A 22,454-nucleotide genomic window follows, 5' to 3' on the forward strand; every position below is an offset into this window, starting at 1 on the left:
GTATTTTATTGAAATATTTATGATTTTGGCTTTCATTTCGGTAAGCTGCTTATCATGAAATAGAATTGAAAAAAAACAAACGCATTTGAAGAAATAATTGAAGTTTTTTCGAAAAAATATATATTGTATAATCATTGGGGTTATCTTTAATGAATAAAAAAACAGAATATGACGATAACAATTACATCAACTATAAAAAAACTACTTTTACTATTTTTAGTAATTGCAGGACTATATTATGCCCGAGTTTTTTTGATACCATTATGTTTTGGCGGAATTTTAGCGACGCTTTTTTTGCCTTTTTGTAATTGGTTACAACGAAAAAAAACACCCAAATTCTTTGCAGTACTTATCTGTTTATTTACAATTATTGTTGTTATTGGTGGCTTACTTTCGCTTTTTGGCTGGAAAATATCAGGTTTAATGAAGGACGTTGAGTTATTGAAACAGCGAGCCATTGATTCGGGAATACAGTTGCAAACCTTTATTTTTAATCGTTTTGGACTCTCTGCCGAAGAACAATTGAGTATTTTAAAAAAAGAACAACCCTCTTATGCTAATATCATGCAAACGATGGTTGGTTCGCTTTCAAACTTATTTGGTAATTTGGTTTTAGTGTATATTTATTTTATTTTTTTGTTGTATTATCGAGGGCATATTAAACAATTTCTGCTTAAACTTTCGCTCGAAAAAAACAAATCAGAAATGGAAAATATTATCCAAACAACAGCCAAAGTATCTCAGCAATATTTGTTGGGTTTATTCAAAATGATTGCTTGTTTATGGATTATGTATGGAATTGGTTTTAGCCTTTTAGGCGTAGAAGATGCGTTTTTCTTTGCAATTTTATGTGGTTTTCTAGAAATAGTGCCGTACATCGGGAATATTGTGGGTACAACTTTGACAGTTTTTGTGGCAGCCCTACACGGCATGGAAATATCAATGCTCGGAGGAATTGTACTTGTTTATGCCACCGTTCAGACGATTCAAGGCTGGTTACTTGAACCACTTATATTGGGAGCTCAAGTGAAAATCAATCCATTATTTACAATTATTGCTTTAGTATTGGGCGACCTCATTTGGGGTATTCCAGGAATCATTTTGGCTATTCCTTTAACCGCCATTTTAAAAATCATTTGTGACCACGTAGAGCCACTCAAGCCGTATGGTTTTCTGATTGGTGAAATTGAAACTGACCAAATCGAATCGGGTTTTATTAAAAATATCAAACGAGGATTATCAAAAATGCAAAAAAAATAATAGCTACCAAAAGAGAATCTAATGTTATTTTTTATCTAAATATAGCATAGTTTTCTAGAGTAATATTGCTTCAACTAAACAAATCTAAGTATTTAATAAATGATAATTTTTAGCAACGAGAAGAAATTTCTTCTCGTTGCTCCGTTTATGTGCTTTGGGCTATTTTAATAACGCATTGTTTTAAGAAAGTGTGAATGTTGTAAGGATTCTGCTAAATTATGTAACAGATTTAGTCCCAAAAATGCTAACCTTTGATTCTATAAATTTATTTTTTTAAACCCCATCCAACGTTAAATATAGCGTAAAAAATCTACGTATTATTTAAGAAATAGTAGTTCAATCAGAACTATAACTAAAGCTATGATAAAAGTTAATAAAGAAGGGGTACTGCTCGAAAAAACTTCACTTGCCTTTGAAGATGAAGGCGTATTAAACCCAGCAGCCATTCGAGAAGGGGAGTATGTTCATATTTTTTATCGGGCGGTAAGCAAAGGCAATTATTCGAGTATTGGTTATTGCAAACTCAAAGGGCCGTTTACAATAATTGAACGGTCTGAAACGCCCGTTTTATTACCTCAATTTGAATACGAATCGCATGGTATTGAAGACCCACGCATAGTAAAAATTGATGATTTATACTATCTCAGTTATACGGCTTATGATGGTGTAAATGCTCTTGGGGCTTTGGCAGTTTCAAAAGACTTAAAAAATTGGGAAAAGCAAGGAATATTAGTACCACAACTGACTTATGATGAATTTAATTATTTGATTGAATTTAATAATAAGCCAAACGAAAAGTATAATCGTTATAACGCTCATGACTATATTTTTGAAAATAGGGGCAAAAAAGTACTTCTTTGGGATAAAAATTTGATATTCTTCCCCAAACGCATTCACAACAAATTATACTTTTTACACCGAATAAAACCAGATATTCAAATCATTGTTGGCGTGGAAAACTTACAAGAACTCACCCCTGAATTTTGGCAAAATTATTTTCTAAAATTCAATGAAAACATTGTTCTTTCACCAAAATACGACCACGAAGTAAGCTACATTGGTGGTGGTTGTCCGCCTATTGAAACGGCTGAAGGCTGGTTATTGATTTATCATGGTGTGAAAGATAGTATTAAAGGCTATGTTTACTCTGCTTGTGCGGCATTACTTGATTTGGAAGACCCAAGAATAGAACTTGCTCGACTGCCATATCCACTCTTTGAACCCGAAAAAATATGGGAACTCAAAGGTGAAGTAAATAATGTGTGTTTTCCTACTGGAACAGCTCTGTTCGACGATACCCTTTATATATATTATGGAGCTGCTGATGAACGTATTGCCTTTGTTACAGTGAGTATTTCAGCATTATTGACTGAATTATTGTTGAATCCTAAAGAAAAGTAAATAGCTTTTTGCTCCTGCTTAATTATCAAAAAAACGTTTTCTTTTTAAGAAAACGTTTTCAATATTTCATCTTTCAAGAGAAACGTATTTGAGTAACTAACCTTTGGCTTTGTTTGAGCAAATGTAGAAAACCTATATTTATATTGAAATGGATAAAAACAAAGAAGCCATCTTAAATAAGATGGCTTTTTGAGACAACCCTAACCACTAAAAATTTGTAAAACTGATATTAACTATTTAGTATTTATAATTAAAAATATTCTTCCTATATTTCTTTATTTGCATCAAATTTTGCAACTTTTTTGCGTTTAAATTAATGAAATCCATCATCGTTTTACCTAATTTGGTTAGCTGCAAAACTTCGTATATTCCAAGCGTCAATAATGAGGCAATTAGGAAAATTTGTAATTGGAAAAACATGATTTCATTTATTTAATTGGCTAGTTTGAAAATTTAAACATCCGTTGATTTTGGCATTGATACAGCCTTTTTTGTGCTGTTTTTCAAAATTGATGATTTTACTATTTTGGGCTTTGTAACCCTTGGCACAGCTATTTTTGGTGATTTTTGCAATAATTTTTGGGTAGCCTTTTCTTCTTTTTTTCTAGATTTTGCCACTTTTTTTGCAATTTTTTTGGACGATTTCTTTATCGTTTTTCCAAGTTTCTTGCTGACTTTTTCGATTGCGATAACATCTAATAATGCCTCAGAAATGTCTTCGCTGATTTGCTTAATAGTTGATTTCATTTCTTTTTTTATAGAAAAATATTAGAGAATTATAAAATTCTAAACCCTAACGTTGCCTGAACCCATGCATTTTTATATTGTGGGTTGGTTGATGTGCCATCGCCATTGTTGTTTTGTACATCCCAACCTGCTCTTGCTCCCAAAACTACTCGTCGGATGTTTATATCAACACCGCCAACAAGGCACAAAGTGTTTTTTCGGATGTTGGTATTTTTAAACTCCTGTTGTTGTTCAACGGTTGCAAGCGAATTCGTAAATACATCTTTTTGCTTCATCAAAAACGAATACTGTGGGCCAACCTGAATTGTCAAAAATTCGATTGGTTTGATGGAAATCAACAACGGAATATCAATGTAGTCAGTTGTACGAGTTAGTTCATAAGTTCCACCCAGAAACGAGCCTGTTTGCTTGTATCCTTTTTGGGAAAATAAAACTTCGGGCTGAATTCCGAGAAACTTACCAATCGGGATTGCCAAAAATAAACCGCCCGCCAAACCGTATTTTCCATCAGCACTAAATGCTTCTCCTTTTGAATCATAGATGTTTGAATAATTTGCACCTGCTTTCAAACCAACTTGAAATTTTTTACGATTACTTTCTTGTCCAAATACAACAGTGCTTGTCAAAGCCAATGCAGCTACTACTAATAATATTTTTTTCATGATTTAAACTTAAAATTGTGTGAATTTATGACTCATTTCTTTCAAACTTGATGAAAGATTACTTTACGTTCTTAACGGTTAAATCTTTAAACGCTTTTCCTAACTCGTCCATGTCATGGTTAAATTCGGTTTTGAATTTTGCCCAATTTTCTTTTCCATTTTCTTTGTAATCATCTAATTTCTTTTTCAAATCAGTGTTTTTTTCTTCTAATTCATTGATTTTCTTTTGATATTCGGCTTTAGCTGTTTTCTTTTCTGTAGATATTCTTTCGTTAAAATCTTTGATGCTAGCTTCATTTGTAGCAATTTTATCGGCCGATTCCTTTTTATAAGAAGCCATATCAGCCATGTATTCTTCATTGGCTTTTTCTAAATCTTTATTGGCATCAGCCACTTCAGTTTGGGCGTTTTCTACCTTCTCGGCTGGCGTGTTACTATTGCAACTTAAAATAATTGTACTCGTAATAAACGTAAATATTCCTAGTGCTAAAATTGATTTTTTCATGATATTTTGTAAAATTAAACGATGTTATTATTGATATATTTTACCCTTGATTTAATCTTTTTAATTCGTTTTTTGTTTTTTCAAGTTGGGTTTCGAGGGTTTCCAACAAGGAATTTTTATCGCAATCGACCAACATGATATTGTCATTGCTGAGTATCAGAATAGATTGCTCTTTATTTAATTTTCTGATACGGTCATTTTGTTTGCCTGTTAAATCAATAAAATTCACCATGATTTTATTTTTTAATGTGATGGTTAATGGTGAAACAAAGGTGAATATTCCTCAAATAATATGTGTTACACAATATTTTTAAAATGTTACATCATTCACACATTAAGCATCAAATCAAGCAATTTTATCTAACGGATTCCAAAAAATAGAGTTGTATGAATCTGAGGTTTAAAAAATTAAATGCCTCTTATGTATATACGTTGTATGGGTTTTGTATAAAATCTACTTTGACCTAAAAATATATTCAATGATTAATTGGTAGGTTTGACAGTTATATCTGTTTTCAAAATTTTTGATTTGCCTCGGTTAACAAAAATTTTTCTTAGAAAAACTTCTCCTATGGCTTTAATTGTTTCCGAATGATTGGACACAACATTGGCGACACCAAATTGCAACAAAGTGCCGAACATACTTTTTATTGGATTATGCGACGAACCTAGTAAAACTTTTTTGGACAAATAACCTGTGGTTAAACCAATTACATTATTGACAACAGTATCTTGCAAATCAGGCGATGATGTGACATCAGTAAATGTATTTTTTAGAAGGTTAATAGGCCTCAGGCTTTCATAAGTAAGATGCAATTGTTCTTTGAGTATGATTAACTCTTTGGTTTGTTGGTTTTCTAATAACCGAATTGTTTCTCGTAAAGCTTCCGATTCGTTTTTCATATCGACTTAGATTTTAGCATTTGCGTGATGATAAAATTACTCACGGGAACTTTCACCCATTGATGTAAAAACGAACGAAGTGTAATCGCTAAGACGCCATAAATAGCCGCAATTATAAAAAATCCATAATATGATTTACCGAGCAAATCGCCAATCCACAAAGCCAGTCCAATATTGCTGATAATGATAAACAATGCAACAACAATAAAAAAAGCTAGTCGCATAGCAAAAGAAGAAACAATATCAGCAGATTTATCGATAGCTTTCAGCTTCAACAGCTCTAATGTCGTTTTGGTGCAATCTTCTGCTTTTCCAAAAAGTGTTTCTATTGATGTTTCATTGTTGCTCATAATTTCATTTTTTAAGAAACTTGATTACTGTTTAAATAAAAATTCAAGCGATTTCGTTATTCGCTTCTCTTTTTGAATCATCAAATTTAGATTTTCCTTTGGCAACAATGCTGTCCACTTCGTGCATAGCATTATCGTATTTAGATTTTCCTTTAGTAACCATTCCTTCTACTTCGTGCATCGTATTTTGATATTTTTGATTAAGAGAGTCAACAAAATCATCAAATTTGTCTTTTAAACCATCAGCATAATCTTCGCTTTTGTTGAGTATTTGTTTTCTAGTTCTTGAGCCTTTTTCTGGAGCAAACAAAATACCTACTACTGCACCTGCGGCAACACCTGCCAATACACCTAATAATACTTTACCTGAGTTCATGGTCGTTGTTTTTAATGTTAAAAAAGATATTTACTTGTTAATTCTATTTCCCTGAATGACTCTTAATAAAATTGAAATCACTGCAATGACCAATAGTACATGGATGATTCCGCCAGCACTATAAGCAAAAAAACCGATTGCCCAAAAGAGGATTAAAATCACGGCGATAATATAAAGTAGATTTCCCATGGTGGTTATGTTTAAGATTTACGTACTCGATTACGTTTACCTTGTTTTTTATTAGTCTTTTTGTTGTTGTTACGTTCCTTTCGGTCGTTTTGCCATTTACCATGTTCTGGATGGTCTTTGTTTTCAAAATACCTTGAATCTTGGCTATTACGAATAGATTTTTGGTCGGAACGCCCTTTGTAGCTCGCATATTTTGTTCGGTAAGATTGGGCATTTCGATAAGGCTTATAAGTATTTACCACAACTTTATGACCACTATATAAGTCGAAATTACGGTATTGTGATGGCAAATCTCTTGTAAAAACCCAATGACCTCGATTCAAATATATATATTGTCGATTGGGTACATTGTAAAAAACATCAATGTCGGGCATATAATAATACTCAACATGGTCGTATCCTTCTGGTCCCCAAATTGGTTGTGAACCATGATTAACGTTTGTTCCAACGCGGACCTGAGCGAAAGTTATAAAAAAGCTCGAAAACAAAATGGCTGTAAAAATTACTTTTTTCATGGGAGTAAACCTTTGTTTTTGAGGCTTTATTATCTATAAAACTGGTCTGTTGATAATATTATTTGAGTGCCAGGATATTGTGTATTAGCTTCATCTTCTGCAGTAATAAATATTTTGGTTGGCTTGAATGCAGAAACGTTTTCAAACGCAGCTTTTAATTGCTTTGACATCATGTTTGTTGAACTCTGAATTTGTCCAATATTTTTTGTAATATTTTCATCTGTAACCATCCAAATGACATACGTTTGTTTTGGTGGTTGTAAGCGTTGTACTTCAGCCAAATTTGAAATATGTATTTTGATTGAGTAATTTTTGTTATTGTCTTTTTTTACTTCCACATAACCTCTTGCTGCTGGAACGGTAGGAGAGATTAAAAAATTAATCTTTTTAGCACAAGAAGCAAAAGAAAAAATAGTCAAAGTTACTAAAACACCTAAAAAGGCATTTCTAAATAGGGTGGATTTACGATTCATTTTATTATTAATTAAAGGTATAAATTAACATTTACAAGCATTGAATATGATAATTGCCAAAAACATACATAGAAATATGATGTTTTCAAGTTGCTCCCTGATTAAGTTTTTCATGCGGAAGGAGTATTATTTTGCTTAATTATAACTTAACAAAGGTGCAGCTAATAGCCGTTATTTGTGTTACATAATATTGGCTATTAGTTGCAACATTCACACATCAGACAAGTTGGTTTTGTCTATTAAATTTTAAATAATATTCTTTAGAGGAGTCATATTCGATGGATTTTTGGCCATTAAATAATCTCTCAACGGTCAATCTTGCCATCAAATAACTTACTGTTGACTCTGCTCCTTGATTAAGATTTATATATTTTTCCTCTAAACCATCGTAGCATCCACCAGTACAAGGATTATAAATTATTTGGTGTAGATGATTACTCCCCAAAAACCAATTAAAGGCAACTTTTATTTTGTTTTTGTATTCCGAATCATTATAAACTGCATAAAATTTGCTCAAAGCCATAATAGTGTAAGCAATATCAATGGGTTGTTCACCTCCAACAATTGTACGGTTTGATTCTTCGCCTTTATGCAACCAACCTTGGTTTGAAATTACTTGAATTTTGGTGGCACTAAAAATTTTAGATAATAGAAAATCGAACGATAATTTGGCAATTTCCTTATAAATAGGCTCACCAGTGGCCAACCAAGCACAAAGCATTGATTCGGGCAAAATACTATTGCCATAGGTAAGATAACTTTCAAACCATGTCCATTCGCTGTTGGCTTCATGTTTGTACATTTGCGTCAAACGGTTAGCCAATCGAGTAATCAAGAGCATATCTTGGCACAATTTATTTTTTAGGTTTCGATAATACAAACCCTTGATTATAAATGCCATAGCTCGAGTAGAATAAATTTCTTGTGCATTTACCAAGGCACATTCCATGATAGATTCTGCATCAAAAATTAATTCCTCGGGCAGAATATTTCCGATTGAAATCAAGTATCCTAAAGCCCAAATTGCTCGACCGTTTGAGTCGGCTAGATTGGTTTGATAATTTTGTTCGGTGAAATTCTTCTGTTCATCAACATAGTTCAAAAATTTACCATCCGCTTGTAAGCAAAACTTGATAAAATTAAGGTAAATTACTAAGTATTTGATGTCAGTTTTATCTTTTGTCAGTTCATAATGTTGGCACATTGCAACCATTGCTCGAGCGTTATCATCCAAAGTATAGCCCGAATCAATATCAGGAATATTGATGATTGAAAACTGAATCATACCAAATTCGGTGGTTAACCTTTTTATATGTTCGAGGTTAATATTTGGAATTTTGTAATGCAGTTTTACCTGATTTTCAGACGTTTTTTCAAACAACATTGCATGAGCAATGGCGGCGTTTTCCCATGAAGTAGGGGCCATTTTATGCAAACCATTTGAACGAATGTTTTTTCTCAAAACTTCATCATTAAGCAAATGTATCACGGCATCTGATAATTGCTTCGGATTTTCAAAGTCAATAATTATTCCTGCATCGTTTTTCAATACTTCAAGAGCGTGCGGAATCGGTGTCGAAATAATAGGACAACCACAACTAATAGCATAGGAAAAAGTTCCGCTCACAGCTTGATTGGGGTCTTTGGATGTAAAAAGATAAATATCCGTTAATTGCAAATATTCTAATAAATCGGACAATGGTAAAAAATAATTGACAAATCGAACGTGGTCTTGCAAATGCAAAGTTTCAACTTTTGCTTCAAGTATTTGTCTGTATTTTTCGCCTTCGTGTTTAACAATAGTTGGATGTGTTTTTCCGATAATTAAAAACAAAACATCGGCATTTTTTTTAATAATTGAAGGTAAGGCTTCTAACGTGGTTTCGATACTTTTACCCGAACCCAATAAACCAAAGGTTGAAAGCACTTTTCGGCCTGAAACATTGTATTTTTTCTTTAAGAAATCTTTATCCAAATGTGGTACTAAGTGCGTTCCGTGTGGGATTACCGTGATTTTTTTTTTGTTTACGGAATAATCATTCGATAATATTTTGGCCGACGATTGAGTCATTACGATAATTGATTCGCATAAATCGGCAATATTCTGCACTTTTATTCTTAAAATTTCGTCAGGATTTGGCAAAACTGTATGAAAAACTAAAATAATTGGTTTTTCGAGAATCATTAAAAATTGGCGAAAACTTTCTTCTTTTTTATCAAAAAAACCAAATTCGTGTTGAATCATAACCATCTGAATGGCATCGTCTTGATTGATGATTTCTGCTAATTTGATGAAAGCGAACGAATTATCAGTATTGAGAATATACTTGATTCTTTCGGCATAAATGTGTTGTTCGTTGTTCGATTCGAGCGGGCAAATACTTATTTTAAAAGAATGGTTAAATTTATTAGTCAACGCTTTAATCAAATCTTGTGAATACGTAGCGATGCCACATTCACGTGGTGGATAAGATGTAATGAAAAGAATCTCGGGTAATTGGTTGGTATTTTCTGAAACCGAAAAGCCTTTTTTTGAGAAAGTTTTTTGGCGTTCAGTACCCGACAATGTTTTTCTATAATTGACCATAATTTCATTTTTCATCTTCTTTTGGATTTATGCGTTAGTTGTTGTAAGAATATTTTTTGATAGAAAAACACAAGATTTCTATGCACTCGATGGCGATAGATTGGTGAGAATTGGCCTATATTTTGGAGAGAACGAGATTACAACAAATAGCAAATAAATGACTCGTTAGGGTCACACATTTATTTGACCCTAACGAGTACAAGTTAGGCAGCTTTGTATTTATCTTCTTGTCCTTTTTCGTTACGTTTGGCAGCTTTGGCCGAACGCTTTTCTTTGAGACTTTTTGCAGGAGCTTTTTTGCCAGTTTTTTCACTTGTTTCCTTTGCCATCATTTTTTGTTTTAATGAAACAAAGGTGACAAGTTTCAGAGCAAAAAGTATTACATAAATTTAGGAAAAAGTTACATGTTTCACACATTTATTGCTTTAATGTATCTTTTGGATGCACGATTTGTGAGGTCGAATCCTTTTTATTTTTCAATAATTTTCGCTTAATAATTTCTCGCTGTTTTAATTCTTCGGTTTTTTGTTTTTTTGAAAAATAGCCTCTTAATAGAAAACTACTCTTGGCTGCTTCCATATTTTCGCTCAAACCTTTAGTACCAGATTGTAAATTTGACATGGTTGAATCTAGTGTTCGACCAAATTTTTCGTCGGTCATCAATTTTGATAAAGTGCCTTTCCCTGAATTCATTTTAATGGTGAATTTGGCAAATTCATCCGAACTTTTTTGAAGATTAAAAAGAGTGCTTTTTAGGCTACTAGAAAACTCTTCATCGGCAATCATTTTCGATAAAGCTCCGTTTCCGTTATTTACTTTGTAACTAAATTGAGCTAGCTCATCCGAAATCACGCCAACGTTATCTAAACTTTTCTTCATACTTATCATCAAATCTTCCATTTCAATGGCACTTTTTGAAGCCAAAACATCATTGTCTTTTACAGCATTTTTTGAAGCATTACCTGGGGAAATAACCAATACTTTGTCGCCCATTAGTCCATCCGAACTAATACTGGTTTTAGAATCGGTTTTAATAAATGGCTGAATATCTTTCTCAATCAATAAATCAACCATGACCGACGTATCATTTATGAGCTCGATGGCGTCAACTGTTCCGATATTAATTCCTGAAAAGCGTACGTTATTACCTACTTTCAAACCACTCACTGTTTTGAAGTGAGATTTTAGGTGAAATGTTGACCCAAACAAGTTTTTTTGTTTCCCGATAAAATAGATTGTAACTACAAAAAGTACAATTCCAATCATGACAAACATTCCTAATTTCCAAGTGAAACCCGATTCTTTATTCATATCTCAAAAAATTTGACTGCTTAATTTTTTTAGTTAAATTATTTATAATAAACGTTTTAACTATTTTTTAACTGAAAAAAGAACGAACCCATGCATCATTACTTTTTTCTAATGCTTCATAAGTTCCTTCGGCCTCGATTATGCCATCTTTTAAAATTACTAATCTGTCGGCAGTGAGTTTGGCACACGCCATATCGTGGGTAATGATGATTGATGTTGTTTGGTGTTTTTTCTGAATGGATAAAATTAAATCGCTAATTTCTCGTGAAGTAATTGTATCCAAACCTGTGGTTGGTTCATCATAAAGTAATACTTCGGGTTTTAAAATGAGGGTTCTGGCGAGACCAACTCTTTTACGCATTCCGCCAGATAATTCTGAAGGCATTTTATCAATTGCTTCGGTCAAACCAACACTTTCTAAGGTTTCTTTAATGGCATTATCGACTTGTTTTGCTGTCAATTCTGTGGAATGTCGCATCAAAGGAAATGCAAGATTTTGTCGCACTGACATGGAGTCATACAAAGCACCATTTTGAAAAAGAAAACCGATTCGTAACCTGATTTCATTCAGTTGATTTTCGTTAAATTTTACAATATTTTTTCCAAAAACGTTAACCTCGCCTTTATCTGCTTTGACCAAACCAACCAAGCATTTAATAGCAATTGATTTGCCCGAACCCGACCTTCCCAAAACCACTAAATTTTCGCCTTTTGCAACCGAAAAATTAACGCCATTCAATACATGATTATCTTTGCCGAAAGTTTTATATAATCCTTTTATCTCAATAACGGGAGCTGTATTTGGCGTTTTTTTATGTGTTTCGTTCGGAGTCATATTTTTTTTAGAAGAAAATGTCAGTTATCTGTACCGCTAGCATATCAATAATAAAGATGGAAAGTGATGCAAGAACAACCGCCGAATTAGCTGCTTTTCCGACACTTTCGGTACCATTGGCGGCCGTAAAACCTTTATAACAACCAATCATTCCAATGAAAAAACCAAAGAAAAATGTTTTGATGGTGGCAGGAATAATATCGACAAAATCAAGCGACTCAAACACTTGCGAAATATACCGAACGATGTTTATATCACTATGAATATTGACACCCATGTAACCGCCAGAGATACCAATGCCATCTGCAAAAACTACCAAAAGTGGAACCATGAGCGTTGCGGCCAGTATTCTTGTTACGACTAAATATTTATATGGATTAATGGCCGATACTTCCATGGCGTCAATTTGTTCGGTTACTTTCATTGAACCCAATTCCGCACCGATACCTGATGAAATTTTCCCTGCACAAATCAATGCAGTAACTACGGGAGCGATTTCCCGAATAAGCGAAAGAGCAACCATTCCTGGCAACCATGATTCTGCACCAAAATCGGCTAAAGTTGGGCGTGATTGTAGCGTAAGCACCAAACCCATGATAAACCCCGTAATCGCTACCAATGGCAACGATTTATATCCAATTTCGTAACATTGCCGAATAAACTCTTTGGTTTCAAAGGGAGGTTTGGTAACTTCTTTAAAAAATCGTGCAGTAAAAAGGATGATATTTCCTGCGTCATTAAAAATGCTTTTTAAGTAAATGACCATGTTTTTATTGATTTTCAAAAAAGGCTTTAGCTCTATTATCAGAACTAAAGCCTTTTAAAACTTTTCGTAGTAAAAAAATTAGTCTTTACTTACTGGAAAACTAACGCCAACGTTCAAACCAAAAGCAAGATTATGATAGATATTATCAGTGGTTTTGGTGACATCCGTAAAGCTACTTCCAAAACCAGCATCAACATTTAACCAAGTACGAGACTGAATTCGGTAATTAAAACCAAGGCCGACGAGTCCGCCAATATCAATTTTATTATACATCGGCGTACCATCAGTTTGTAAAACTTCGTCACTACTTTTGTGGTTGGCTCGTAGCAATGTGCCCAAATATGGCCCAGCAAAAACCTTAGGTCTAAAAGTTGCTCCTGGATCGCCAAAATAATACACAGCCGTAAGTGGAATCTGAATATAATGTAGGCGATTCAAATCATCGTTGTAATTATATGCCGAACCAAGTTGCGAATACATGATTTTTGCACCCAAACCAAAATGGTCGTTTACGCTATAATTCGCAAATCCGCCGAGAGTCAATCCTAATAAATTTTTGGTATTTGGTGCAGCACTAAGTGTTGAAACATTTAGCCCAACCATCGGCCCAATAGATAATGTTTGTGCGGTGATTATTTTTGCATTAATGAATAATAATGCCATTATTAGTGTGGTTTTTTTTAACATTTTCTTAGTTTTTATTGAATTTCATATAAAATGACTACACAACAAAGGTGAGCATATTTTAGAAAGTAAGTGTTACATAATAATGAAAATGAGTTATATCTTTCACACATTCATTATTGTAGTTTTTCTTCAACTTCTTTTATTTGTTCGGCGAGGTCAGTGTATTCTTTTTGAAGTTCGCTTATTTCTTCTTCGGTTTTCATTTCTACATTTATGACTGAATTATTGGCGGTTGAATGCGAAACAACGAGTTCGTTAAGCTTTAAATGAAGCGACCCCGAAAAACGATTAAATGATTTTTGTATAATAAATAAGCTTAAAAAAGTAATTCCATGAATAATATCTCTGAAACTATCATTGATGTCTTGATTGGCGAAATCACGGTTACAAAACCATAAAACAACTAATAATAGGGCAATAGTAAATGTGATAGAATTTCCAAGAATGATTGTGGCAACGGAAGCTATTTTCTCAAAAAAACGCTCCAAATGTCGATATATTTTTTTCATGATTTGATTAGTAAATTAGTCAGAAAAACGCTTAGTTCTTAAAGAATAGCATTGGTATTTTGGCTTCTAAAACAAAATGTTGCGTGATACTGCTATCAAACATTTTACTGAAAAATGATTTTTCGTGAACCGCCAATGCCAAAACATCGGGCTTATGCGTGTTGATGTATGTTTCTAAACCTTTCAAAATTTCTTTTCGTTTGAGACCTTTAAAAGTAACATCCTCATTTTCAAAAATTTGATTTAAGGCTTCTACTTTTTCTTTCACAGAAATATCAATATTTAACTCAAAATAATCATGAATATGAATAACGGTGCAACTTGCCCCTAGAGGTTTGGCAAATTCTAGGATTTTGTTGGTCGCTTCCACTTCATCTTCTTTAAAGTCGGCAGCATACATAATCGTTAACGGAGCATTGAGTGGGGCCGTTTCGGGAATAATCCAAACCGCACTTTTAGCCGATTGCATAACACTTTCGGCATTTGTACCGAGCCATCGTTCAAGCATATTTGTGGCTCCGCTTGTTCCCATCACAATCAAACTGATATTCATTGCTTTGGCCGTGGTAATAATTACATCAGAAACCAAGCCGTATTCAACCATTTGCGTGATTTGTTCGGGAGGTAAATTGGTGTTTTCAATAAATCGTTCAGTAAAAAATTGTAAACTAACTTCTGCCTCTTTTCTTCGTTGCAAGATAGAATTTTCGGTATCATAAGTCAGTTGAAACTCCGAAACAACAGGAACTGTAATTGTGTAAACATGCAATAATATCACTTTTGCATCGAACCGTCTTGCTAACATTCCTGCGTATTGAGAAGCATGAACGGCATTGTCACTAAAATCGGTTGGGAAAAGAATCGTTTTCATAGCTAATAAAATTGTTTTTTTCTAAAATATAATTTTTCAATAAGTTGGTTATCAGGTATTTGTAAATAACTACATAGTTTAACTTGAAGATGAGTTTGGTATTTGATTTGTCTAGAGGTTGTATTATTTTCAACCCAAAGTATCGATTGGATTTTTTAGAATAGTATAAAGGTCAGCACCATTGAGTAAGGAAGTGTTACATAACTTTTGAAAAAAGTTACAACATTCACACATTTTTTAGAAAAAAAACATAAATAATTGTACCTGAAATAAGGATAAGTATTTGAAATTTGATGGTTTATTTAAACTTTTCTTTTCTCTTGAAAAATCGTTTTAATAAAAAATTGTGTTGTAATGCTTCAAGGTCTTCGTCTAATTTTTTACTACCAGATTCTAGGTTTTTTAGCGTAATTGTCATCGATTCGGAGGTTTCCGAATCGTTCAATAATACACCGACGGCATTGTTTTTTTGATTAAGTTTCTCACTAGCTGTTTTTAGATTTGCTGTAATTTTTGTTACCGAATTAGACGCATTATTTAGTTGAACCAGTGTTGATTTGATACTTTTATAAATGGCAGTATCGGCAGCAAGGTCATTGATTGAATTTCCTTTTTTGTTGATTTTTCCTGAAAAATCTTGCAGATTACTTAAAACACTTTTACTGCCTTCACTTACAGTTTTCAAATTTGCCATCGTTTCTTGGAGATTTTCGACGGTAATTTCTAATTTATTAGCCATGTTTGGGTCATTCAACAAAGTAGCTAAGACACCTTTTCCATTATCAATTTTTTTACTGATACTTTTAAAATCTTTGGTTATTTCTAGTAGATTTTTGTTGTTTTCTTGAAAAGTTGCCAACATGTCATCGGTGCTTAGCGATTTCTCGACGCTCAAAAAATCGTTTTTTTCAACTTGTGGTTGATGCGTGTCTCCTCCATAAATAATGACAATTTTATTGCCTATTAACCCATCAGAACTAATTTTGGCTTTGGCATCTTTATGAATATGTGATTCGGCTTCCCGCTCAATATTCATGGTTACTTGTACTTGAGAATCTCCATAAAAGCTGATACTTTTCACAGTGCCGACTTTTACACCAGCAAACCAAACATTTCCGCCAGTCAATAACCCGCCAACATCATCAAAAATTGCGTTAATTGTAAAGGTTCGTACGAATGTTTTTTTCTGGCCACCCAATGTAAATATTGTAACAACCAAAATTGTCAGGCCTAGAAATATGAATATTCCGACGATAACGGGGCGATTATTTTTCAATATTTTCATTTGTTGTTAATAAAATTGTAATCATAAAAAGTTTTTACATTCACGTTCTGCGAATTGAAAACTTCTTCAAAACTACCTGTTGATAAAAATTTCCCATCCATCAAAATGGCCACTTTATTTGCCGTATTTTTGGCACAGGTTAAATCGTGGGTAATAATAATGGAGCTGGTGTTGTACTGCTTTTGAACTTTAGTAATGAGGTTATTAATTTCGATGCAAGTAATTGGGTCTAGTCCAGCGGTTGGTTCGTCGTAAAGCATAATTTCGGGTTTTAAAATTAATGTGCGAGCAATACCAATCCGTTTACGTTGTCCGCCTGATAATTCTGAAGGCATTTGATTGATTGTTTTCAATAAACCCACTTCATTCAATACTTCCTCAATAGCATCGTTGACTGCTTTTTTATCTAAATCTCGCTTGTTTCTGACTAGCGGGAAAGCCAAGTTTTCTCTGACCGTCATGCTATCGTATAAAGCACTATTTTGAAAAGAAAAACCAATTTTTAGTCTTAATTCTTGTAGTTCTTTCGCACTAATTTTATCGACTTCTTGCCCCAAAACTTTCACAATACCGCTATCGGGTTTAAGCAAACCAGAAATTATTTTGATTAAAACAGATTTTCCACTTCCCGAACGCCCAAGTATGGCTATATTTTCGCCTTTGACGATTTCAATATCTACACCCTGAAGCACCGAAAGACTCCCAAAAGATTTGGTTAAACCTTTGATAGAAATGACAATATCTTTGCTCTCGTGGTTCATAGATTTTAGCGTCGTATAATGGTTTTTTGAAATCTCATCTTATTGCATTTACAAATTGGACGATAATCATTTCTTCAACAAAAATCAGAAACATAGCCACTACAACAGCCGAATTAGCGGCTTTGCCAACGCCTTGCGTACCATTTTGAGCGAAATATCCTTGATAACAGCCCGCCACGCCAATTGTAAAACCGTAGCAAATAGCTTTAAAAATCGAAGAATTGATGTCTAAAAATGAAATGGTGCTGAAAGCGTTTTTTATGAATGCTGCAAAACTTGTTTGTTCATTTTGGTGAACATTGATAAACGAACCAAGCATTCCGACCAAGCCTGTGTATAATACCAAAATTGGAATCATTAAAGTGGTGGCGATGATGCGGGTTACAACAAGAAATTTGAAAGGATTGGTGGCCGAAACTTCCATCGCATCAATTTGTTCGGTTACTTTCATCGAACCCAATTCAGCTCCGATATTTGACCCAACTTTGCCCGCAGCAATTAAGGAAGTCACCAAAGGAGCTAAAGCCCGAATGATAGCAATTGAAACCAACGAAGGCAGCCACGAACTAGCCCCAAAAGTTGACAAAGAGGGGCGAGATTGTTTCGTAAAAACTATGCCTGTAATGAAACCAGTTAAACTAACCAAAGGCAATGATTTATAACCAACATTGTAACATTGATTGATAATTTCTCGCCATTCAAATGGAGGAGAAAACGCTTCCTTGAAAAATAAGCCGATAAATAGAAAAACTTCATAAATACTACCGAAAAAAGCATCTATATTTTTAGAAATAAGAAACCTCTTTTTCTGTGAATTACTTGAAATTTCAGCATTTGGCTTCATTTATTACGGATTTTGTAGTTCCCCAAAAATCTCTTTGGATAGTTTCTCATCTAAATTATATATATCATTACGAAAATTAAGCTGCCCTGTGTTATCAACCCAAGCCGTAAAATAAGCAATATAAACTGCCACAGTCGGATTGACTTTAATGACAGTTTCATTGTCAGTTTTGAGAATTTCTTCTAATTTTTCATCATTCCAAGACGTGTCTTTTCTGAGTAAATAAAGAGCCAGCTTTTTGGGTTCTGAAATCCTAATACAACCATGACTGAATGCCCGTCTAGATTCGTTAAATAAACCTTTTGATGGCGTATCATGCAAATAAATACTGAAATTATTGGGAAATAAAAACTTGATTTTACCAAGCGAATTATGATTTCCTGGTTTTTGTCGAAAGCTAAATGGTACATTTCCGCTGTAAGCATTCCAATTAATATTAGCAGGATTTACCACCGAATTTCCCGAAAGAACTTCCATGTTATTTCGAGCTAAATAAGACGGATTGCGTTTGAGTTTTGGCAAAATTTCATCACGAACAATACTCGTCGGAACTCCCCAATATGGATTAAGAACAATTTTTGATAAATCTCCTCTAAAAATGCTCGTTTTCTTGGCGGCTTTTCCCACAACCACATTCATTTGCCAAACTTGCTTGCTATTTTGAAAAATATGTAATCTAAATTCAGGAATGTTAACCAACAAATAGTCGTTTTCCATTTCTACAGGAATCCATCGCAGACGTTCCATATTGACCATGATTTGCTTAATTCTGAAATCAATAGGTTTATTAAATTCTATGATGGTTGCTTGGTTTATTTTTCCATTTTCTACCAAACCCATCCGTCGTTGAAAACGCTGAACAGCTTTTGCCAAAGAATCCGTAAAAAAAATAGTATTGTCATTCAATTTTAAATCGCCAGTCAATACCAAATGTTTCTTTGCATTGAGCAAACAAGTATTGCTATCGCCAAGAACCAATAGTTTTTTATCGGTAATAATGGTTGGTAATCCACCTTTTTTTTGAAGCTCACGGTACGCTCTTAATTTTGCTTTTAATAGTATATAGTATTGATTAACAGGCTCTTGCACTTTTTCTCCTTTGGTCAATGAAACCAAAGAATCGAGTAAAGTTTGGTAGTTTTTCTTTTTGCGAGGAATAAACCATTCAAGGTCGATGGGGTCTTTTGTGGTGCCACTAAAGTTCTTTTGAGCATATTTAAAAAAAGTACTTGTGAGCAATAATTCTAATTGCTTCACCTGTTTTTTTTGTAAAATAAATAGCTTTTCTTCGGTTTGTGCAGCCATAAATAAACTATCTAATTGATTGTTATTGAGGCTATTATCGGCAAAATCACGGCTATAACTTTGTAATTGACTGTAAAAATTTGTTGCAGAAAGCGTTAATCCTTGTTTGTTTAACCAAGCAAATTGATAATTTCTTCGGCTATAAAATTCGTTTATTTCACTTTTGATTGAATCTGTGGCTGTAAAAGTCTGAAAAAACGATTTGATGGTTAAACTATCAATCAGCAAATCGGTGAAATTTTGTGAAGAATAAACACTTTCATCGGCCAAAATAGCTTTTCTTCTTCTTTTCTCTTTATTGCAGCTAGCCCCAATTATAATTAAAACGAGGCACGTCAAAATCACAATTATTTGGCGGCGAAAAGCATTTTTGTCAACTATGGATATACAGTAAACTCCCATTGGCTAAAACAGGCACAACCTGCGGAATAAGTTCTTGTGGTAAAGCAGGGCAACCGTAACTGCGACCAAGCCGACCGTATTGATGAATAAATGAGGTGCTAACGTATTTGGCACCATGAATAATGATTTCTCGTCGGCGAGCATTATCATTGATACCTTTTTGTAAGCCAAACAGCAATAAAGCTGCTCCGTGTTTGGGGCTTTGAATTTCGTTACCGACCAAATAAAACCCTAAACTACTTTGATGAGACTCCATTTTGTTGGAAAACGAATGAGCAATATTGTCGCCAGATTTTTGACCATGAGCAACCAAAGACGAAAATAAAAGCTTTTTCTTTACAATATCAACCACAAAAAACCTTTCTACGTTTGAAGGCAAAGTAAAATCAACGATTGTGATGATTGGTTTTGCAGGATGAAACTTTTCAAAACCAAGCAAAGATTGTTTAAAAGCGTCATAATTTACAATTCCTTCGAGGTGACAATCCGTATAAAGCGTTTGGATTTCGCTTACTTTCGTAACAAGTTTGATTTCGGGAGATTTTGCCAAAGAAATATTGAGCAAAAAAGCAATTAAATGGAAGCTAATCAGCATAATTTTAATGATTTCATGGAGTTGTTTTAATAATAACAACATTTCCTGATGAATCATTGCAGTCAATGCTCATTATCTTCCATTTTGGTTTGTCACTTTTTTTTGTCTGGATTCAATAAATCATAAAATTGGTCAAGTTTTGGCATCAAAATAATACGGGTTCGTCTGTTTTTGGTACGGCCTTCATCTGTCATATTACTAGCCAAAATATTGTATTGGCCACGCCCTGCGGCAATTAATTTATTGGGGTCGATGTTAAAATTTTGTTGCATCACACGCACAACCGAAGTGGCACGTTTGGCACTCAAATCCCAATTATCTACAATACAATCGGTATTGATAGAAACATCATCGGTGTAACCTTCAACCATTACTTCCAATTCGGGTCTTGATTTTATAATTAGAGCAATTTTTTCTAAAACAGTATTTGCTCTAGTCGATATTTTTGTACTTCCGCTGCTAAAAAGCATTTTGTCAGAAATATTAATCATAACCACGGTTTTATCAATTTTTATCTCAACATCTTTGTCTTCAATGCCATTGCGTAGTACACTTGTGAGATTGACCGCCAAAGCTAAATTAATCGAATCTGCTTTGGTACGTGCGGCCATTAATAAATAAATATATTTGTCCTTATTGGCCAATTGTGACAGTGTTTTATCAATGTTTGCATTCGCTTCTTTTGACAAAACTGTTAAATTACCAACGGCATCGAGTTGTTTGTCACGCAAATTTTTGTAATCTAAAATTTGTACTTTCAAATCACTTATCTGCATATCACGTTCTTGAATGGTACTTGTAGAGATATTTCTTTGATTTTCGGTGTCTTGCTGCGATTTTGACATTCGGTCGAGACGGTCTTTGTAGTCTTGAACACTATCTCCACATTTCACCAAGTCAGACTCAGATTTATCGTAGAGTGATTGTAAATCGGTTAATTTCTTTTTAGTAACACAAGAAGTCATAAACAGACTTACTAGTAAAAAGAATGAATATTTTGTAAGAGTTTTCATGGGGAGCTATATATAAGTTAAGTGCCGAAGCACATTTTGGAATAAAAACCTTGTTTAAAATTGACTTATTAACTAAGTCATTACCAACTTAGATAAGCGATGTTTCGGTTATTTTTGTAGTGAAAACACAAATAACGCTATTGTATAAACGTTTATTAAATTGCTAATTGGCTTCCTAAGGTTTTAGGCTTCGTCTTTTGTTGTGCGGATAAGATTGATACCCGAAAGAAAAAAGATAAAACCAAATATGCCATAGATGACAAGAGCTTTAATTTCACGTGTACCGCCTGAGGTATTGATAAATAACATTGCGGCATAAATCAGCCCTGCGATACCAAGTATGGTGAGTAATGCCCCAAAAATTCTTTTGAGATTCATAAAGTTTTTTTTTAAAATGGATAGAATAATACTTTCGTTATGAATGCTTGCTAAACATTGATATTCATGATTGAATTTAAAAGTCCGAAAACTTTGAGAAGCCAAACAATTATTACGATAACAACAACAATGTTGAAGATTTTTTTAATTTTTTGGTCCATCGGAATATAAGTATTGACGAGCCAAAGAAGAATTCCTGCAACAATTAATACGAGTAAAATATTGAATAATGGCATGAGGGTTTGATTTAAAGAGTTTAACCAATAGTATTTGAATGCTTGGCGTGAAGTGTTGCATAAATTTTAAAATGACTAATGAAATTCACCCAACTGTGTTTCTAAATTTGCTTTTTATTCTTTTTCTTCTTCTAAATCATTGTGGTCGTCACCGCCTAAACTATAATAATTATTTTCTTCGTCTTCACTACCAATATTTTCTTGAATATCGTCTAGCTCAGCACCTGGTACATCTAAAACATTTCCAGAAAAATCGTCGTCAAAATCTTTTTCGTTGCGGGTATGCACTTTTGCATTATCCATTGCTTTTTTCATTTCAGAAGTGTCTTCGGGATTTATCTCTAAATCTTTTCGGAAGTGACTGTAAATATCTTCACTCGCAGGGTACAACGGATAACCAGGGAAACGGATAATTTCTGAGGTATTATTTTCTTTTACTGGTTTTAAATGTTTTATTTTTTTCATGGCTATAGCGAATTTAATGGTTTGAAAAATAGTCTTTTACAAAAGCTTGTTGTTGATTTTCGGTCATTTTATCGGCTTGTTTTACTTCTATTTTTATGTTATCAAACAAATGATTGTTTTTTAGTAAATTCATCAATTCGACTTTGGCGTTGGTTGGTCCAAATAGTAGCACTTCATCAAAATGACGAATTTCCTCACCAAGTTTTTTATAATAAGCGGCCTG

29 protein-coding genes and 1 pseudogene are annotated in these 22,454 nt (G+C 33.6%); 2 read left to right on the forward strand and 28 right to left on the reverse strand.

Annotation, left to right across the window (positions count from 1 at the left end; translation table 11 throughout):
* Window positions 1–168 precede the first annotated feature (168 nt).
* Together MJQ71_RS20180 and MJQ71_RS20185 are read left to right on the forward strand one after the other, a co-directional pair.
* The gene (locus MJQ71_RS20180) at window positions 169–1,260 is read left to right on the forward strand and encodes an AI-2E family transporter (protein ID WP_238808752.1); all 1,092 of its coding nucleotides are present in this window, start codon (window positions 169–171) and stop codon (window positions 1,258–1,260) included.
* A gap of 360 nt (window positions 1,261–1,620) precedes the next feature.
* Window positions 1,621–2,661, forward strand: coding sequence for a glycoside hydrolase family 130 protein (locus tag MJQ71_RS20185; RefSeq protein WP_238808753.1), 1,041 nt, complete (start codon window positions 1,621–1,623; stop codon window positions 2,659–2,661).
* Between the two features lie 453 nt (window positions 2,662–3,114).
* Here MJQ71_RS20185 and MJQ71_RS20190 read toward each other — a convergent pair whose 3' ends face one another.
* The 28 genes and pseudogenes from MJQ71_RS20190 to MJQ71_RS20320 form a co-directional block, all read right to left on the reverse strand.
* Window positions 3,115–3,408, reverse strand: coding sequence for a hypothetical protein (locus MJQ71_RS20190; RefSeq protein ID WP_238808754.1), 294 nt, complete (start codon window positions 3,406–3,408; stop codon window positions 3,115–3,117).
* Window positions 3,409–3,437: 29 nt separating this feature from the next.
* Window positions 3,438–4,070, reverse strand: a complete 633-nt coding sequence (locus MJQ71_RS20195) for a porin family protein (RefSeq protein WP_238808755.1) — start codon at window positions 4,068–4,070, stop codon at window positions 3,438–3,440.
* Between the two features lie 58 nt (window positions 4,071–4,128).
* The gene (locus MJQ71_RS20200) at window positions 4,129–4,575 is read right to left on the reverse strand and encodes a sll1863 family stress response protein (protein ID WP_238808756.1); all 447 of its coding nucleotides are present in this window, start codon (window positions 4,573–4,575) and stop codon (window positions 4,129–4,131) included.
* 40 nt (window positions 4,576–4,615) lie between these two features.
* Window positions 4,616–4,807 (reverse strand): hypothetical protein, encoded by a 192-nt coding sequence (locus MJQ71_RS20205; protein WP_238808757.1) that lies wholly within the window; start codon window positions 4,805–4,807, stop codon window positions 4,616–4,618.
* A 251-nt stretch (window positions 4,808–5,058) separates the two neighbouring features.
* Window positions 5,059–5,478 carry a hypothetical protein gene (locus MJQ71_RS20210; RefSeq protein ID WP_238808758.1) on the reverse strand — a complete coding sequence of 140 codons (420 nt, stop codon included), beginning with the start codon at window positions 5,476–5,478 and terminating at the stop codon, window positions 5,059–5,061.
* A complete protein-coding gene (locus MJQ71_RS20215; protein ID WP_238808759.1) occupies window positions 5,475–5,828 on the reverse strand; it encodes a hypothetical protein in 354 nt (117 codons plus the stop codon). The genes MJQ71_RS20210 and MJQ71_RS20215 overlap by 4 nt, the downstream gene beginning before the upstream one ends.
* Before the next feature lie 43 nt (window positions 5,829–5,871).
* Window positions 5,872–6,204 carry a YtxH domain-containing protein gene (locus MJQ71_RS20220; RefSeq protein WP_238808760.1) on the reverse strand — a complete coding sequence of 111 codons (333 nt, stop codon included), beginning with the start codon at window positions 6,202–6,204 and terminating at the stop codon, window positions 5,872–5,874.
* Between the two features lie 30 nt (window positions 6,205–6,234).
* The gene (locus tag MJQ71_RS20225) at window positions 6,235–6,393 is read right to left on the reverse strand and encodes a lmo0937 family membrane protein (protein WP_238808761.1); all 159 of its coding nucleotides are present in this window, start codon (window positions 6,391–6,393) and stop codon (window positions 6,235–6,237) included.
* 11 nt (window positions 6,394–6,404) lie between these two features.
* On the reverse strand, window positions 6,405–6,908 hold the full coding sequence (locus tag MJQ71_RS20230) for a hypothetical protein (protein WP_238808762.1): 504 nt from the start codon (window positions 6,906–6,908) through the stop codon (window positions 6,405–6,407).
* 29 nt (window positions 6,909–6,937) lie between these two features.
* On the reverse strand, window positions 6,938–7,381 hold the full coding sequence (locus MJQ71_RS20235) for a hypothetical protein (RefSeq protein ID WP_238808763.1): 444 nt from the start codon (window positions 7,379–7,381) through the stop codon (window positions 6,938–6,940).
* A 217-nt stretch (window positions 7,382–7,598) separates the two neighbouring features.
* Window positions 7,599–9,983 (reverse strand): glycosyltransferase, encoded by a 2,385-nt coding sequence (locus MJQ71_RS20240; protein ID WP_238808764.1) that lies wholly within the window; start codon window positions 9,981–9,983, stop codon window positions 7,599–7,601.
* A 188-nt stretch (window positions 9,984–10,171) separates the two neighbouring features.
* On the reverse strand, window positions 10,172–10,297 hold the full coding sequence (locus MJQ71_RS20925; RefSeq protein ID WP_290370201.1) for a hypothetical protein: 126 nt from the start codon (window positions 10,295–10,297) through the stop codon (window positions 10,172–10,174).
* Between the two features lie 88 nt (window positions 10,298–10,385).
* Complete coding sequence (locus MJQ71_RS20245; RefSeq protein ID WP_238808765.1) at window positions 10,386–11,279, reverse strand: MlaD family protein; 894 nt, start codon at window positions 11,277–11,279, stop codon at window positions 10,386–10,388.
* 67 nt (window positions 11,280–11,346) lie between these two features.
* A complete protein-coding gene (locus MJQ71_RS20250) occupies window positions 11,347–12,114 on the reverse strand; it encodes an ABC transporter ATP-binding protein (protein WP_238808766.1) in 768 nt (255 codons plus the stop codon).
* 7 nt (window positions 12,115–12,121) lie between these two features.
* A complete protein-coding gene (locus MJQ71_RS20255) occupies window positions 12,122–12,880 on the reverse strand; it encodes an MlaE family ABC transporter permease (RefSeq protein ID WP_238808767.1) in 759 nt (252 codons plus the stop codon).
* 78 nt (window positions 12,881–12,958) lie between these two features.
* The gene (locus MJQ71_RS20260) at window positions 12,959–13,543 is read right to left on the reverse strand and encodes a porin family protein (protein WP_238808768.1); all 585 of its coding nucleotides are present in this window, start codon (window positions 13,541–13,543) and stop codon (window positions 12,959–12,961) included.
* 137 nt (window positions 13,544–13,680) lie between these two features.
* Window positions 13,681–14,076, reverse strand: a complete 396-nt coding sequence (locus MJQ71_RS20265; RefSeq protein WP_238808769.1) for a low affinity iron permease family protein — start codon at window positions 14,074–14,076, stop codon at window positions 13,681–13,683.
* 31 nt (window positions 14,077–14,107) lie between these two features.
* Entirely contained in the window at window positions 14,108–14,947 is an 840-nt protein-coding gene (locus tag MJQ71_RS20270; RefSeq protein ID WP_238808770.1) for a universal stress protein, read from the reverse strand.
* A 298-nt stretch (window positions 14,948–15,245) separates the two neighbouring features.
* Window positions 15,246–16,232, reverse strand: coding sequence for an MlaD family protein (locus tag MJQ71_RS20275; RefSeq protein WP_238808771.1), 987 nt, complete (start codon window positions 16,230–16,232; stop codon window positions 15,246–15,248).
* Window positions 16,229–16,993, reverse strand: a complete 765-nt coding sequence (locus MJQ71_RS20280) for an ABC transporter ATP-binding protein (RefSeq protein WP_238808772.1) — start codon at window positions 16,991–16,993, stop codon at window positions 16,229–16,231. The genes MJQ71_RS20275 and MJQ71_RS20280 overlap by 4 nt, the downstream gene beginning before the upstream one ends.
* A gap of 34 nt (window positions 16,994–17,027) precedes the next feature.
* A complete protein-coding gene (locus MJQ71_RS20285) occupies window positions 17,028–17,837 on the reverse strand; it encodes an MlaE family ABC transporter permease (protein WP_238808773.1) in 810 nt (269 codons plus the stop codon).
* A gap of 3 nt (window positions 17,838–17,840) precedes the next feature.
* Window positions 17,841–19,544 (reverse strand): L,D-transpeptidase family protein, encoded by a 1,704-nt coding sequence (locus MJQ71_RS20290; protein WP_238808774.1) that lies wholly within the window; start codon window positions 19,542–19,544, stop codon window positions 17,841–17,843.
* Window positions 19,516–20,139 carry a murein L,D-transpeptidase catalytic domain family protein gene (locus MJQ71_RS20295; protein ID WP_238808775.1) on the reverse strand — a complete coding sequence of 208 codons (624 nt, stop codon included), beginning with the start codon at window positions 20,137–20,139 and terminating at the stop codon, window positions 19,516–19,518. Before MJQ71_RS20295 ends, MJQ71_RS20290 begins: the two co-directional genes overlap by 29 nt.
* 92 nt (window positions 20,140–20,231) lie before the next feature.
* Window positions 20,232–21,152, reverse strand: a complete 921-nt coding sequence (locus tag MJQ71_RS20300) for an OmpA/MotB family protein (protein WP_238808776.1) — start codon at window positions 21,150–21,152, stop codon at window positions 20,232–20,234.
* A gap of 183 nt (window positions 21,153–21,335) precedes the next feature.
* Window positions 21,336–21,530 (reverse strand): hypothetical protein, encoded by a 195-nt coding sequence (locus tag MJQ71_RS20305; protein WP_238808777.1) that lies wholly within the window; start codon window positions 21,528–21,530, stop codon window positions 21,336–21,338.
* A gap of 50 nt (window positions 21,531–21,580) precedes the next feature.
* Window positions 21,581–21,766, reverse strand: a complete 186-nt coding sequence (locus tag MJQ71_RS20310; RefSeq protein WP_238808778.1) for a Thivi_2564 family membrane protein — start codon at window positions 21,764–21,766, stop codon at window positions 21,581–21,583.
* A 114-nt stretch (window positions 21,767–21,880) separates the two neighbouring features.
* Window positions 21,881–22,231 (reverse strand): hypothetical protein, encoded by a 351-nt coding sequence (locus MJQ71_RS20315; RefSeq protein WP_238808779.1) that lies wholly within the window; start codon window positions 22,229–22,231, stop codon window positions 21,881–21,883.
* Window positions 22,232–22,244: 13 nt separating this feature from the next.
* Window positions 22,245–22,454 (reverse strand): annotated as a pseudogene (locus tag MJQ71_RS20320) (hypothetical protein); the annotation flags it as partial.

Origin of the sequence: Emticicia aquatica (assembly GCF_923079645.1) — a bacterium.
In the GTDB taxonomy this organism is placed as follows: Bacteria; Bacteroidota; Bacteroidia; order Cytophagales; family Spirosomataceae; genus Emticicia; species Emticicia aquatica.